Annotated in this window: 15 protein-coding genes; 4 read left to right on the forward strand and 11 right to left on the reverse strand. The window is 66.0% G+C overall.

What is annotated here, in order from left to right; genetic code table 11:
* Positions 1 to 16: 16 nt before the first annotated feature.
* The 3 genes from AC1U2B_RS08415 to AC1U2B_RS08425 are packed head-to-tail and all read right to left on the reverse strand — an operon-like array spanning position 17 to position 2,953.
* Positions 17 to 973 carry an LLM class F420-dependent oxidoreductase gene (locus AC1U2B_RS08415; RefSeq protein WP_480216426.1) on the reverse strand — a complete coding sequence of 319 codons (957 nt, stop codon included), beginning with the start codon at positions 971 to 973 and terminating at the stop codon, positions 17 to 19.
* Between the two features lies 1 nt (position 974).
* Positions 975 to 1,376: a cobalamin B12-binding domain-containing protein gene (locus AC1U2B_RS08420; protein WP_133762081.1), complete on the reverse strand. Its 402-nt coding sequence runs from the start codon at positions 1,374 to 1,376 to the stop codon at positions 975 to 977.
* Positions 1,376 to 2,953 (reverse strand): methylmalonyl-CoA mutase family protein, encoded by a 1,578-nt coding sequence (locus AC1U2B_RS08425; RefSeq protein WP_480216427.1) that lies wholly within the window; start codon positions 2,951 to 2,953, stop codon positions 1,376 to 1,378. Before AC1U2B_RS08425 ends, AC1U2B_RS08420 begins: the two co-directional genes overlap by 1 nt.
* 70 nt (positions 2,954 to 3,023) lie before the next feature.
* Here AC1U2B_RS08425 and AC1U2B_RS08430 point away from each other — a divergent pair, with 70 nt between their 5' ends.
* Positions 3,024 to 3,845 (forward strand): SDR family oxidoreductase, encoded by an 822-nt coding sequence (locus tag AC1U2B_RS08430; RefSeq protein WP_480216428.1) that lies wholly within the window; start codon positions 3,024 to 3,026, stop codon positions 3,843 to 3,845.
* On the opposite strand, the gene AC1U2B_RS08435 is transcribed toward AC1U2B_RS08430, so the two are convergent.
* From AC1U2B_RS08435 to AC1U2B_RS08465, 7 genes are all read right to left on the reverse strand, one after another.
* Positions 3,842 to 4,258 carry a hypothetical protein gene (locus tag AC1U2B_RS08435; RefSeq protein ID WP_480216429.1) on the reverse strand — a complete coding sequence of 139 codons (417 nt, stop codon included), beginning with the start codon at positions 4,256 to 4,258 and terminating at the stop codon, positions 3,842 to 3,844. The two genes, AC1U2B_RS08430 and AC1U2B_RS08435, sit on opposite strands and share 4 nt — an antisense overlap.
* A 52-nt stretch (positions 4,259 to 4,310) precedes the next feature.
* Positions 4,311 to 5,234 carry an enoyl-CoA hydratase gene (locus tag AC1U2B_RS08440; protein ID WP_043394823.1) on the reverse strand — a complete coding sequence of 308 codons (924 nt, stop codon included), beginning with the start codon at positions 5,232 to 5,234 and terminating at the stop codon, positions 4,311 to 4,313.
* Between the two features lie 87 nt (positions 5,235 to 5,321).
* Entirely contained in the window at positions 5,322 to 6,467 is a 1,146-nt protein-coding gene (locus AC1U2B_RS08445) for a thiolase family protein (RefSeq protein WP_043985427.1), read from the reverse strand.
* On the reverse strand, positions 6,464 to 6,883 hold the full coding sequence (locus tag AC1U2B_RS08450) for a Zn-ribbon domain-containing OB-fold protein (RefSeq protein ID WP_480216430.1): 420 nt from the start codon (positions 6,881 to 6,883) through the stop codon (positions 6,464 to 6,466). The genes AC1U2B_RS08445 and AC1U2B_RS08450 overlap by 4 nt, the downstream gene beginning before the upstream one ends.
* 8 nt (positions 6,884 to 6,891) lie before the next feature.
* A complete protein-coding gene (locus AC1U2B_RS08455; RefSeq protein ID WP_480216431.1) occupies positions 6,892 to 7,206 on the reverse strand; it encodes a hypothetical protein in 315 nt (104 codons plus the stop codon).
* Positions 7,207 to 7,234: 28 nt separating this feature from the next.
* On the reverse strand, positions 7,235 to 8,479 hold the full coding sequence (locus AC1U2B_RS08460; protein ID WP_480216432.1) for a cytochrome P450: 1,245 nt from the start codon (positions 8,477 to 8,479) through the stop codon (positions 7,235 to 7,237).
* 10 nt (positions 8,480 to 8,489) lie between these two features.
* The gene (locus AC1U2B_RS08465; RefSeq protein ID WP_480216433.1) at positions 8,490 to 9,518 is read right to left on the reverse strand and encodes an LLM class F420-dependent oxidoreductase; all 1,029 of its coding nucleotides are present in this window, start codon (positions 9,516 to 9,518) and stop codon (positions 8,490 to 8,492) included.
* Positions 9,519 to 9,583: 65 nt separating this feature from the next.
* Between AC1U2B_RS08465 and AC1U2B_RS08470 the strand changes: the two genes are divergently transcribed.
* The 3 genes from AC1U2B_RS08470 to AC1U2B_RS08480 are packed head-to-tail and all read left to right on the forward strand — an operon-like array spanning position 9,584 to position 13,029.
* Positions 9,584 to 11,080: an acyl-CoA carboxylase subunit beta gene (locus tag AC1U2B_RS08470; protein WP_480216434.1), complete on the forward strand. Its 1,497-nt coding sequence runs from the start codon at positions 9,584 to 9,586 to the stop codon at positions 11,078 to 11,080.
* A gap of 24 nt (positions 11,081 to 11,104) precedes the next feature.
* Positions 11,105 to 12,040: a TIGR03619 family F420-dependent LLM class oxidoreductase gene (locus tag AC1U2B_RS08475; RefSeq protein WP_480216435.1), complete on the forward strand. Its 936-nt coding sequence runs from the start codon at positions 11,105 to 11,107 to the stop codon at positions 12,038 to 12,040.
* Positions 12,037 to 13,029 (forward strand): aromatic ring-hydroxylating oxygenase subunit alpha, encoded by a 993-nt coding sequence (locus tag AC1U2B_RS08480; protein WP_480216436.1) that lies wholly within the window; start codon positions 12,037 to 12,039, stop codon positions 13,027 to 13,029. Before AC1U2B_RS08475 ends, AC1U2B_RS08480 begins: the two co-directional genes overlap by 4 nt.
* Here the strand turns inward: AC1U2B_RS08480 and AC1U2B_RS08485 are convergent.
* On the reverse strand, positions 13,011 to 14,489 hold the full coding sequence (locus AC1U2B_RS08485) for an aldehyde dehydrogenase family protein (RefSeq protein WP_480216437.1): 1,479 nt from the start codon (positions 14,487 to 14,489) through the stop codon (positions 13,011 to 13,013). The genes AC1U2B_RS08480 and AC1U2B_RS08485 overlap by 19 nt on opposite strands.
* Positions 14,490 to 14,522 lie beyond the last annotated feature (33 nt).

Genomic DNA, 14,522 nt, shown 5'->3' on the forward strand with positions numbered 1-14,522 from the left:
GCGTCATCTCGACGTATCACGAGACAGCCTTGGCAAGCTCGGCGATCACCTCGCGCGTGCGGTTCTTCGAGGCGATCAGTTCGTCGCGGTTCTCCCCGATGGGCAGCAGCCGCACCGACAGATCCGTCACGCCCGCGTCGGCGAACTGCTTGAACCGCTGGAGAATTGAGCCCTCGTCACCCGCCGCGCACAGGTCGCCAACGCTCCGGGCGTCTCCGCGGTCCAGCAGCTTCTGGTAGTTCGGCGACGTCTCGGCCTCGGCGAGGATCCGATTCGCTCGGTCCTTCGCAGCATCGATCTCGGAGTTCGCACACAGACAGACCGGAATACCGGCGACGATGCGCGGTGCCGGCCTACCGGCTTCCGCGGCGGCCTTGTTGATCTTGGGCGCGATGTGCTCACCGATCGCCTTCTCGTCGGCCATCCACAGCGACGTGCCGTCGGCCAGCTCACCGGCGATCTGCAGCATCACCGGCCCGAGCGCCGACACCAGCACCGGCATCGGGGTGTCGGCGGCGAGCACCGTCGGGTTGTGCACGGCGAACGAATCATTCTCCACGTCAACGGGTCCTGGTCCGGCGATGGCGGTGTTCAGCACCTGCAGATAATCGCGCGTGTACGCGGCGGGCTTGTCGTAGGGCAGGCCCAGCATGTCGCGCACGATCCAGTGATGCGACGGCCCGACACCGAGCGCCAGTCGGCCGCCCGACATGGCATGAACCGAAAGCGACTGGCGGGCAAGGGCGATCGGATGCTGCGCCTGCAGCGGCACCACTGCCGTGCCGAGCTCGATGCGCGATGTGTTCGCCGCCATCAGGGCGACCATCGTCAGGCAGTCGAAGTCGTTGGGGACCTGCGGCATCCATGCGCTGTCGAGCCCCGCACTCTCGGCCCACTGGATATCGGACACCAGCTTGGACACCTTGCGTGCCATGTCGCCGCGCTCGGCCCCGATCATCACACCAAGTCGCATCTCAGCCCACCGCGCTTTCCGACGTCAACTTGCGCACTTCCGCCACGAGGGTGTCCAGACCGGTTCCGGTCGGAAACACCGCCGCCGCACCGACGTCGAGCAGTTTCTGCACATCACCCAACGGGATCGTGCCGCCCACGACCACGGCGATGTCACCGGCGTCGGCGGCGCGCAATGCCTCGACGGTCCGGGCCGTCAGCGCCAGGTGCGCGCCCGACAGGATCGACAGCCCGACGAGGGCGACGTCCTCCTGCAGGGCGATCGACACAATGTCCTCGATCCGTTGCCGGATGCCGGTGTAGATCACCTCGAAGCCCGCGTCCCGCAGGGTCCGGGCCACGATCTTGGCGCCCCGGTCATGACCGTCCAGGCCCGGCTTGGCCACCAATACTCGGATCGCCATCAGAACACCACCGGCTGCTGGAACTCGCCCCATACCGATTTCAACGTCGACACCATCTCTCCCACCGTGCAGTAAGCGTTCGCGCAGTCGATGAGGCGGTGCATCAAGTTGTCCTCGCCTTCGGCCGAACGAGCCAGCGCCGCAAGGGTTTCCTTCACCGCGACATCGTCACGTTCAGCCTTCACCTTGGCCAGTCTTTTGAGCTGCTTGTCGCGACCTTCGGCGTCGAGTTCATAGGTGGCCAGGTCCGGCGCCGGTTCCTCGACGACGAACTTGTTCACGCCGACCACGGGCCGCTCCCCCGACTCGGTTTCCCGGTGAATCTTGAACGCCTCGTCCGCGATCAGGCCCTGCAGATAGCCGTCCTCGATGCAGCGCACCATGCCGCCGTGGGACTCGAGATCGCGCATGATCTCGATGATCTTCTCCTCGGTGGCATCGGTGAGCGCTTCGACGAAATAGGAGCCGCCCAATGGGTCGGCCACCTTGGCGACGCCGGTCTCGTAGGCCAGAATCTGCTGAGTCCGCAGCGCGAGCGTCGCGGACTCCTCACTGGGCAGCGCGAACGGCTCGTCCCAGGCCGCGGTGAACATGGACTGCACGCCGCCGAGAACCGACGCCAGCGCCTCGTAGGCAACCCGCACCAGATTGTTCTGCGCCTGCGGTGCATAGAGTGACGCACCGCCGGAGACGCAGCCGAACCGGAACATCGACGCCTTGTCGGTGGTCGCGCCGTACCGCTCGCGCACGATGGTGGCCCAACGACGCCTTCCCGCACGGTATTTGGCGATCTCCTCGAAGAAGTCGCCGTGGGTGTAGAAGAAGAACGAGATCTGCGGCGCGAACTTGTCGATGGTCATCCGGCCGCGCTCGACAACCGTGTCGCAGTAGGTGACCCCGTCGGCGAGCGTGAATGCCATCTCCTGCACAGCGTTGGCGCCGGCGTCGCGGAAGTGCGCACCCGCCACCGAGATCGCGTTGAATCGCGGCACCTCGGCCGCACAGAACTCGATGGTGTCGGCGATCAGGCGCAGCGACGGCTCGGGCGGCCAGATCCAGGTGCCCCGCGACGCGTACTCCTTGAGGATGTCGTTCTGGATTGTGCCGGTGAGCTTCTCGCGCGGCACGCCCTTCTTCTCCGCGGCCGCGACGTAGAAGGCCAGCAGGATGGCGGCGGTGCCGTTGATCGTGAAGCTGGTACTGATCTTGTCCAACGGGATCCCGTCGAACAGCACCTCGGCATCGGCCAGGGTGTCGACAGCGACACCGACGCGGCCGACCTCCTCGCCGTACTCCTCGTCATCGGAGTCATAACCGCACTGGGTCGGCAGGTCGAGGGCAACCGAGAGCCCCGTCCCACCTTGGCCCAGCAGGTAGCGGTAGCGCTGATTCGACTCCTCAGCAGTACCGAAACCCGAGTACTGGCGGAAGGTCCACAGCTTGCCGCGGTACCCCGACGTGAAATTGCCCCGGGTGAAGGGGAAGTCACCCGGCTGCGGCGGATCCACTTGTCGATCCGCGGGTCCGTAGACCGGTTTCAGCGGTATTCCGGACGGAGTCTGGCCATCGTTATCCATCGATGGATAACGTACTTGCAAAAAAAGAGAATGCCAATACCATTCCCGGTAGCAGCTACATAGGAGGACGATGACGGACCGCGCACTCGCCGACAAGACAATGGTGATCTCCGGGGCAAGTAGGGGTATCGGACTGGCGATAGCCATCGCCGCCGCCCAGCAGGGCGCCAATGTCGTGCTCCTCGCGAAGACCGCCGAGCCCCACCCGCGACTGCCCGGCACCGTCTACACGGCCGCCGAAGACATCGAGGCCGCGGGCGGTAAGGCCGCCGCAGTGGTCGGTGACATCCGCTCCGAGGACGACGTCAACCGGGCCGTCGACGTGGCGGTCGAGCGCTTCGGCGGCGTCGACCTCTGCGTCAACAACGCGAGCGCCATCGGCGTGGAGCCGACAGAGGCGTTGTCCGCCAAGAAGTTCGACCTGATGCAGCAGGTGAACCTCCGGGGCAGTTTCCTACTGACAAAGGCCGCCCTGCCACACCTGCGCAAGTCGGACAACCCCCATGTACTGACCATCGCGCCACCCCTGAATCTGAGCCCGCGCTGGCTGGGCGCACATCCGTCCTACACGCTGTCGAAGTACGGGATGACGCTGTTGTCGCTGGGCTGGGCAGCCGAATACGCCGAGGCCGGCATCGCGTTCAACTGCCTATGGCCGCAGACCTATATCGCCACTTCTGCGGTGGCCAACATGGCCGACGGCGCCACGCTGCTGGACTCGTCCCGCAGTCCGGCGATCATGGGTGACGCGGCAGTCGCGATCCTCACCCGCCAGGCCACCGAGTGCACCGCAGGCTGCTTCATCGACGCCGACGTGCTCACCGAGGCCGGCGAGGACCTGTCCCGCTATGGCGGCGGAGCCGACCCGATCCCGGATCTGTTCCTGGGCTAGAAGTTCGAGTTGGGGTTGTCGTAGTGGTCGCCTCGGATCCAGCGGCTCTCGCCGGTGCCGTTGCGATCCAGCTTGGGCCCACAGAACAGGAACAGCCCGTCGGGCGCCTGGGCCATCTGATTGAACGGTTGGTCGCAGGGCGTGTCGAAGTCACGGATACCGGCCACCGGCATCGCCCGGAAGTAGCGCGGCGACAACCCACGCGTCGAGTCGCAGAAGACGACCCGGCCCCAGTCGGTCGTGGCGAACACGAAGTAGGTGACGTTGTCACAGTCGGCACCCAAGGCGACCACGCGGTTGATTCCCGGCACGCACGACGGATCGTCACACCGAACGGGCTCGGCCGACGACGCCGCCGGCCAATGCAATCCCACGAGCGCCAGGGCACCCAACGCAGACCAAAATCGCCGCATTGGCCGAGCGTACCCTGATCCGTTCTCCATTTTCGGAAATATCACTCTCCGACTAATCCCCGCCGCGCACCTGGTCCTTGACCGCCGGCACCACGGGCGGCGCCGTGCGCCAGTTCGGCAGGCCGTCCTCTTCCAGCCCGACCGGAAATCCGTTGTCGTGCACCTGCGCCCAGTGACTGTGATTGAGCTCGTGCAGGGTGAAGCAGGCATTGAGGGAGTTGTAGAACCCCATGTTGTCCTGCGTCTGGTTCACCGATTCCTTGATCAGCAGGGCGGCCATCGTCGGCACGGCGGCGATGCGCCGGGCGAATTCCAGTGTGCGGTCGGCAAGCTCGTCGGCCGGGAACACCTTGCTCACCATGCCCATGCGGTGGGCTTCGTCCACCGACAGGCTGTCGCCGGTGAGCATCAGCTCTTTCGTCTTGCGGGCACCGAATTCCCATGGGTGCGCGAAGTATTCGACGCCGCACATCCCGAGCCGGGTACCCACCACGTCCGCGAATGTGGTGTTGTCGGCCGCGACGATCAGGTCGCAGGCCCACATCAGCATGAGGGAGGCCGCATAGACGTCACCGTGCACCTGGGCGACGGTGATCTTGCGGAGGTTGCGCCAGCGGCGGGTGTTCTCGAAGTAGTAGTGCCACTCCTGCAGCATCAGCATCTCGGCGCCCTGGCGGGTGGCGCCGTTGATCCGAAAGCTCGGGTGCTGGTCGGGTCCGGGCGTGCGTTCCGCGCGGGACTGTGCCGAACCAAGGTCGTGGCCAGAGGAGAACATCGGCCCCAGCCCGCCGAGGATGACGACCCGTACGGTGTCGTCCGCTTCGGCTTGCAGGAACGCCTCGTGCAGTTCGGTGAGCATCCCGCGACTCTGCGCATTGCGAGTGTCCGGGCGGTTCAACATGATTCGGGCGATGGTGCCCTCGTCGAGGGTTTCGTACGTGACGTACTTGTAGTCAGCGGTGTTGTCCGTAGCCATGAGGGCACCTTTCGTTACTCCGCGAGCAGACGTAAAACTGTCGTAAATCCGCAATTTTGGACAGTTTTGTGTCTGCTCGCGAGAGATCTAGAGCGACAGGATGGTCGCGGAGGCGGTACCCGGCGCGCCGTACACCTGCGCCAGTCCGACGCGCGGGTTGCCCGGCACCTGCCGCTCCCCCGCTTCACCACGCAACTGGCGGACCAGCTCGTGCATCTGGCGCAGCCCGGACGCGCCGATCGGTTCTCCGTTGGCGATCAGTCCACCGTCGGTGTTGATCGGCAACGACCCGTGGATCTCGGTGGCGCCGTCGGCCAGCAGCTTCTCCTGCTCGCCGTCGGCACAGAGCCCGGTCTCGGCCATGTGGATGACCTCGGCACCCGCGTCGGTGTCCTGTAGCTGCGCGATGTCGACATCCTCGGGCCCGATGCCGGCGGCTTCATAGGCGGCCTTGGCCGCGTACACGGTGGGCGACACGTCCTCGTCGAGCGGCGCCGAGGTGGCGTGCACTTCGTAGGCGCCGTAGGTGCGGGTGCGAATCTCACTGGCTCGGACGTACACCGGCTTGTCGGTGTAGCGGTGGGCGATGTCGGCCCGGCACATGATGACCGCGGCGGCGCCCTCGTCGGGTGCGCAGAACATGTACTGGCGCAACGGATAGTTGAGCACCGGCGAGGCCATGATCTCCTCGACGGTGATCTCCTTGCGCCGGAACGCGTTCGGGTTCAGGATGCCGTTGCGGAAGTTCTTGTTCGCCACCCGCGCCAGCGTCTCCTCGGAGATGCCGTGCTTGTTGATGTAGTGGTTGGCCTTCATCCCGAAGAACTTCGTGGTGACGAACTGGCCATTGTTGGCGTACCACTGCGGCAGGGCGAGTTTGGCCGGGTCGTCGGTGAAGGCACCACGTGGGTGCTTGTCCAGGCCGATGGCGATCCCGATGTCGTACTTACCCAGCCGGATGGTGTCGGCGGTCTGCTGGATGGCACTGGCCGCGGTGGCGCAGGCATTGAACACGTTGGTGAACGTGATGCCCGTCAGACCCACCAGACGGGTGACCGCATCGGGGTTGGACACCTCGTAGCTGCCGCCGAAGCCGAACTGGATGTCCTTCCATTCCAGTTTGGCGTCGGTCAGCGCACTCTGTATCGCTTCGGCGCCCATCTCCATCGCGGTCTTGTCGAACCGGCCGAACGGATGGATGCCGACACCGATGATCGCTACGTCGTTACTCATCGCGACACCGGCTCGAACCAGAACGTGACCAGCTCATTGCCATCCGCATCGGTGGCGAAGGGAGCCATGGTGAGCTCGACCTCCATGCCGAACTCCAGCTTGGCCGGATCGCTTTCGGTGAGCCGCCCCTCGACGCGGATCACGTCGCCGAGTTGTACCAGGCCGACTCCGAACGGCACGAAGTCCTTGCCGGTGGGACCGGCGTACGGCGCTCCGGGCGGGAATCCCTGTGTGGTCCAGGCGATCACCGTGCCGCGGCGCGGTAGCAGCACCTCGGACATCTCGGCCCTGCTGCATTTCGGGCACCGGTCCTGGCGCGGGAACGTGGTCGCCGAACAGGCACCACACCGGCTGCCGATCAGCTGCGGATCCGGTTCCGGCCAGGTGGAGATTTCGGGGGCAAGCGCCTTCTGCATCGTGACTCCTAATCGCTCGCGGGGAGGGGTTTGGCTTCCTTGAGCGCGAGCGGCGTCGACCCGACGCTCAGCGTGCCCGCGCCGGCCTTGGTGACCAGCACCTCTGCCGCGGCGTCGTCGACGTACCGCTTACCCATCACGGTGCCGCCGGACAGCTCCGGGTCGAGAGCCAATGCGCCGTCGGCCTGAGCATCGGAACCCGCATCGAGCGCCACCATCGGGGCGCCACCGCATCGCAGGTCGTCCAGGCTGTCACCAGTCCGGACGACGATCACCTGGGTGTCACACACCTGACTTCGCAGGCGGCTACCTGTCTTGACCATGAGAAGCACATTATCAGATAGGAGAACGTCACTTTCCGGAAGTGAGCGAGTAGCGGATAGGCAGGTGTTTGAGGCCGCCGACGAAGATGGTCGCGGTGTGCTGCGGGGTGCCCGCCAGCTCGATCGATCGGAGCCTCGGGATCAGCTCCGAGAAGAAACTGGTGATCTCCATGCGCGCGAGCGCCGCGCCCAGACAGAAGTGGACGCCGTAGCCGAACGCCACGTGCTTGTTGGGATCACGGCCGACGTCGAACCGGAACGGGTCATCGAAGACGTCTTCGTCGCGGTTGGCCGACACATACGACAGCAGTACGGACTCCCCCGCCGCGATCGGCACGCCCCGGACATTGGTGTCCTCCCGCGCCGTGCGCATGAACTCCTTCACCGGCGTCACCCAGCGGATCATCTCTTCGGTCGCGAGAGGCATCAGGTCGGGGTTCTCCCGCAGTCGCGCCAGCTGCTCCGGATTCTCGATCAGCGCATGCAGTCCACCGGAGACCACCGCACTGGTGGTGTCATGGCCCGCGGTCGCGATGATCACGTAGTACGAGACGGTGTCGATGTCCCCCAACGGTTCTCCGTCGAGCCGGGCATTGGCGATGGCCGACGCCAGGTCATCGGTGGGGTGCTCCCTGCGCGCAGCGGTCAACGCGGTGAAATAGCTGAACATCTCGAACAGCGCGGCGCCCTTCTCCTCGGGCGTGACGCCCCGGGAGAACTCCGAGTCATCGGCGCCGAACAGTTCCTGGGTGTACGCCAGCATCCGGGGAAAGTCGGATTCGGGCAGCCCGAGCAGCGACATGATCACGTAGAGCGGGTAATTCACCGCGACCTCTTGGACGAAGTCGCATTCGCCACCCAACTCCAGCATCCGGTCGACGTAGCGTTTGGCCAGTTCATCGACGCGAACACGCAAGTCCCGCATGGCCTTCGGCCGAAACCAGTCCGCGCCGATCGCCCGCACCAACCGATGCTGCGGATCGTCCATGTGAATCAGCGTGCTGATGCCCAGCGCGGCCTGGTGCGCGTCGGCCTCGGCGGTCATCAGCACCGGGCGCGGCGAGTTGGTGAACAACGTGTTGGCCCGTTCGATCGCCATGACGTCATGGTGCTTGGTGATGGCCCAGAACGGCTTGTAGCCGGGGACGTCGGCCTTTGACACCGGCGCGTTGGCACGCAAGAAGGACAGTGCCGTATGGAGTTTCGGCTCATCGGCGTAGGCGGACGGGTCTGCGAACACACCGGCAGCGTCGGCGGTGATCGGGGCACTCATGGGCAGCTCCTCACTGATGCAATTCTGCGAGTACGGCTTTGACGACTTCCTCCGGCAACTGCGGCGGCAGACCGACGGTGACCCGGTCGATGACGCCGGCACAGCGTTCCCGGATCGCGGCGGCCAGCTTGCCGACCGGGGCGACGACGGCAATCTCGGCGAGCATCGTGTCGTCGATGAGCTGAGCCATCGCATCCCATTCGCCACGCAATGACAGCCGGCGAAGCTCCGGCTGCAGGTCGCCCCAGCCGTGCAGTTCGAGGACTCGGCGGTAGGCAGGCGTCGACGCGTAGAAGGCGATCTGCTTGCGGACCCGTCCCGCGGCGACGGCCATTTCGTCGTCATCGGTACCGGTGACGACCATGACCGGGAAGGCCATCTCGAAGTCATGGCGGTCACGACCCGCGCGCTCCAGCCCGCGCCGCACCGCCGGTTCGGTCACTTCCTCGAGGTACCGCCGGGTGGTGAACGCGTGACCAACCAGACCCGCAGCCACCTCGGCAGACAGCTCCGTCATCGCGTCACCGACCGCAGCCACGAACACCTTCGGAAATCCGTACTCGTGCCGCTCCGGGACGAACATCGGGGTCATCAACTTGTGCGTGTAGAAATCACCCTCGAACCGCAGGGTGCCGCCGTCGCGCCAGCATGTCCAAATCGCTTGCAGCGCAGCGATGAACTCCCGCATGCGGGGTATCGGATGGCTCCACGGCATGCCGAACCGGTTCTCGATGTGCGGCTGGATCTGCGACCCGAGACCGAGGAGGAACCGGCCCCGCGAATAACCCTGCAGATCCCAACCCACGTTGGCGACTGTCATGGGCGACCGGGCGAAAGCAACGGCGATACCGGTGCCGAGTTCGATACTGGAGGTGTGTTCGGCGGCGAGTGCCAGCGGCAGGAACGGATCGTGGTTCACCTCCGCGGTCCAGCAGCCGCTGTACCCCCGCCGCTCCAACACGCTTGCCGCACCCGGCACCTCGGCGAGAGCGCAGTTCACGCCCCCGTCGACCGCCAGGCCAACGCGGTCGCCAACCATGTGGTGGACGCTACAGTAAGCAATTCAGTATGGTCAACGTAACAAGCCATCAGTGAGGAACTGCGATGACGGATCGGCCCGACTGGAAGCAGACTCTCGAGGACCTCGAGGGCCTGCGGGAACGTACCCGCGCGATGGGTGGGCCAGAGCGGTTGGCCAAGCACCACAGCAAGGGCAAGCTCGATGCGCGGGGACGACTGAACCACCTGCTGGACCCCGGGACCTTCCGTGAATTCGGCACCCTGGCGGGAGGCGACATCGCCGCCGACGGGATCGTCACCGGCTCGGGTCTGATCAACGGCGCACCGATCATGGTGGGCGCGGAGGACTTCACCACACTGGCCGGCAGCATCGGGCCGGGCGGCAATGCCAAGCGATACCGGCTCGCCGAACTTGCGCTGCACGACCGGATTCCGCTGGTGATGCTGTTGGAGGGGGCCGGATTCCGGCCCAGCGGCGAACATTACGGCCGCACCCCCACCGACCTGATCGCGCAGGCACGCTGCTCGGGCCGGGTACCGACGGTCGCGGCGGTGCTGGGGCCGTCCGCCGGGCACGGCGCACTCGTCGCCCCGGTGTGCGACTGGACCATCATGAGTCAGCAGGGCGCCATCTTCACCGCCGGCCCACCCGTCGTGAAAGAGTCCACGGGCGAAGAGATTTCGAAAGAGGACCTCGGCGGCCCCGGCGTGGCGCTGACCAGTGGCGTCATCCACAACGCCGCACTGGATGACGCCTCGACCCTGTTCGATATCCGCCGCTACCTGTCGTACTTTCCGCCCAGCGCCTGGTCATATCCGGCCGCCCTGACGACGAACGACGCGTGTGCCCCACGGCCGACACCCGAGCTGCTCGACGTCGTGCCGCGCGACAACCGCCGCGCCTACAACATGCGCAGCGTCCTCGACGTCGTGTTCGACACCCCGGACTGGTTCGAGGTGCAGCCCAAGTTCGGGCCGGCCATCATCTGCGCACTGGCCCACCTCGGCGGCCATCCGGTGGCCGTCGTGGCCAATCAGCCGAACGTGCTGGCCGGTGCCATCGACGCCGACGCCGCCGACAAGGCAGCGCATTTCATCACAGTCGCGGACTCGTTCCACCTGCCGATCATCTTCCTGGCCGACAATCCCGGGATGCTGCCCGGCAGCCGCTCCGAGCGCACCGGGGTACTGCGCAGCGGCGCCCGGATGTTCGCCGCCCAGACCGGGGCGACGACATTGAAGCTGCATGTCACGTTGCGCAAGGCCTACGGCTTCGGCTCGATGGTCATGTCGCTGTTGGGTTTCGACAATCAGGGCGCGACGTTCGCCTACCCGGGCGCGACCATGGGCGCGATGAGCGCGGCCGCCCTGAGCCGGGCATCGCACGCCGACGAGGACGTCGAGGCCAAGCTGCGCCGGATGGAACTGGAAGCGTCGTTCCGATCGGCGGGCCACCTCGGCTTCGACGAGCTCATCTCGCCCGTCGAGACACGCGACGCCCTCTTGCACGCCCTCGAGCGCGGCGTACGCGCTCGGCAGGCCGCGCCCGAGCCGGTCTCGCGCACCACGATCATGCCGTAACGGACCATTCAGGAGCTGGCGTCAGTGAAGTTCACCCTCGAATATCCCGTCGAATCACCCACCGCCGCAGACGGTTTCCTGCACCCCGAGGCGATCCGCCAGGTGTGCCAACAGGCCGAGGCATCGTGGTTCTCCGCCGTGGCCCTCAGCGAGCACCCGGCGCCGTCGGCGAAGTGGCGCCGCCGCGGTGGGCACGACACCCTCGATCCGATCGCGGCACTCGGGTTCATGGCGGGTGTGACGTCGACGATCAGGCTGCTGACCAACTTGTATGTGCTGCCGTTTCGCAACCCATACCTGTCGGCCAAAGCACTGTCCTCGCTGGACCTCGTCTCGGGCGGCCGGCTCATCGCCGGTGTCGGGGCCGGGTACCTCCGCTCCGAATTCGCCGCGCTCGGGGTGGATTTCGATCGCCGCGCCGAACTTCTCGACGAAGCCCTCGCCGCGTTGTGGTCGATCTGGATGGATCCCGAAATTCCGGTGTCCGGCAGGGCGTTCGGCGCCGTCGATGAACTCTGGCTGCAGCGCCCCGTGCAACGGCCACACCCGCCACTGTGGATCGGCGGCAATGGCCGCGCCGCGATACGCCGCGTCGTCGAATACGGGACCGGCTGGATGCCCGTGATCTCCCCGCCGGAATACGCGGCGAGCATGCGGACCGTCGCTATTTCGGACGCGCGCCAGTTCGGTTCAGCGGTGGACACGTTGCGCGGCCGACTCGATGCTGCCGGACGCGACCCGAACAAACTGGACATCCAGATCTTGTGCCCCGAAGTCGATCTCGACGACGAACCCGCGGTTCGGCGCGCCCGCGACATGCTCGACGAATTGGCCGGCTACGGCGCCACCTGGGCTGTCGTCCACGTCGACGGGTCGAGCGTCGACGCTGCGGTCGACTACATCAAGGCATTCGGCGAAACCATCATTGCGCAGCCACGATTTCAGACGGAGGCACCGTGAAAGTCCCGTTCACCTGGAAGGTCACCGGCTGGTTCATGATCGGCTGGTCGCAGGAGTTCGCCGCGGGAGAGGTACGTCCGCTGCGATACTTCGGTGAAGACCTGGTCGCCTACCGCGACGAGTCGGGTGAGCTGCACCTGCTTTCGGCCCACTGCAGGCATCTCGGTGCGCACATCGGCCACGGCGGCAAGGTCGTTGGCGACTGTGTTGAGTGCCCGTTCCACGGCTGGCGGTGGGGCCCGGACGGCACCAACCGCTACATCCCCTATCAGCCGGACCGGCCGAACAAAGCGCTGCGGCTCCGCGTGTTTCCGGTTCGGGAACAGTACGGATGTGTGTTCGCCTGGTATCAGCCCGCCGGCTCGGAACCCCAATGGGAATTGCCCGACCTGTTCGGCAAATTCCCGCAGTTCCCCACCGACCGCGACGCGTATTACCGTCCATATCCGGAGTTTTCGCGTCGCGCCGAACGCGAGCCCGTGCACCCGCAGGTCGTCGCCGAGAACGGTCCGGACAGTGCGCACTTCCACTACGTCCACGGCGCCACCGTCACGCCAGTGTGCCTGAACTGGGAAGCCGTCGACGAAGAGTGGCGCTTCCTCACCGGGTGGCCGGACGCGCGCAGCGACGACCCGGACAAGATGGCGCTGTATATCCACAGCCATTTCTCGGGCCTCGGCTTCGCGGTCAGCGCCTTCGAGGGCTCGTCGAACCACCGGCTGATCTTCGCCTGCACGCCGGTCGAGGACGGTTACTCGGACATGTTCTATTCGATCTGGTGGCCGCGCCGTCCTGGTGACATGTCCGACGTGCCACCTGACGAGGTGCGCGAGCACGTCGAAAAGCGATTCCTGCAGACGGTGTGGGAGGACCTCGACATCTGGCGCCACCAGGAGTACATCGAGCACCCAGCGCTGTCGAAGGCAGACGCGAAACCCTATATGGCAATGCGTAAGTGGGCGACGCAGTTCTACGAGGCGCCGGCCTGACCCAGCCGGAGCCGGCGCCGGTTCCTGCGGCGCGCCAGCCAGAGGGCCAGCTCGGTACTCGACCGCATCGACTTCGTGAACGGCGGCGCCGCGCGGCCGGTGATGCTGAACGGCAGATCGGTGCCGACCACAGACCGGTAGTGGCTGAACGTGTCGAAGCCGGCCTTCCCGTGGTACGCGCCTGTGCCGCTGGTGCCGACGCCGCCGAACGGCACAGCCGACGGGATCATCTGAGCCGCAAAGTCATTGCGCGCCACCCCGCCGCTTCGGGTGTCGCGCACGAAGGCCCGGAACTCCTCGTCGTCCGGCCCGAACCAATAGGCAACGAGCGGGGCGGGCTTCCCATTGAGGTAGTCGGCCACGTCGCCGACAGTCGAGTACGCCCGCACCACCAGCACCGGACCGAAGATCTCCTCGGCGGTGATGCGCATCCGGTCGTCGACGTCGCGGACGATGGTCGGAGCAATCTTGCGGGTGCGCCGGTTCGGTAGCACCTCGCCGGGCGGAGCGATGACCTCGACCACGGCGCCCTTCTCTCGTGCGTCGTCGATCAACGCGAGCACCCGGTCGAAGTTCGCCTCATTGACCGAGGAGCAGTAGTCGCCGTTGCCGACGATCGATCCGAACATGGACCGCAACGTGTTTCGCGCCGCATCGACGAACTCACGGAGCCGGTCGTCGGGCACGAAGACAAGATCGGGGCTGACACATACCTGTCCCCCGTTGATCATCCGGCCCTGCGCGATCCGGGTCGCCGCACGGGTCAGATTCGCGGCCCGCGACACCACCACGGGGTTCTTGCCCCCGAGTTCGAGTGTCACGGGCACCAGGCTGCGTCCGGCGGCCTCCGCCACCTTGGCTCCCACCGCGGGTGAACCGGTGAAAAAGAGGTGGTCGAAGGGCAACTCGGAAAAGGCGGCCGCCACCTCGGGTCCGCCTGTCACGACGGCGAGCTCCGCCTGGTCGAAATACCTCGGCACGAGCGTCGTCATCAATACCGCGGTCTGCGCCGTGATCTCCGACATCTTGATCATCACCCGATTGCCGGCGGCGAACGCCGCCACAGCGGGCAACACCACAAGGTTGAGCGGGAAGTTCCACGGTCCGATGACGCCGACCACCCCCAGCGGGCAGGGCAGTACCTCCGCGCGCAGGCCCAGCATCCGCGCGGCCCGGATCGGCTTCGTCGATTGCATCCATTGCGGCACATGCGATCTGGTGTGCTCGATCACCGACATCATGCCGAGAACCTCGGTGAACAACGACCCGGCCTTCGCCCTGGTGCCGTAGTCCGCCGCCATCGCCTCGGCGAAGGCTTCGGCGTTGTCCAGCACGAGGGCAACCAGTCGGTCGATGCGGTTGCGCCGCACTGCGACTCCCGGGAATCGGTCGGCCAGAAAGGCCTGCCGCTGCCGGTCGAGAATCGCCCGCAACTCCTCAGGTTCCGCACCGTCACCCATTGGCGGACAGTAGCACTTCAACAAACCACCTGA

This window comes from Mycolicibacterium sp. P4_G11 (genome assembly GCF_056555145.1).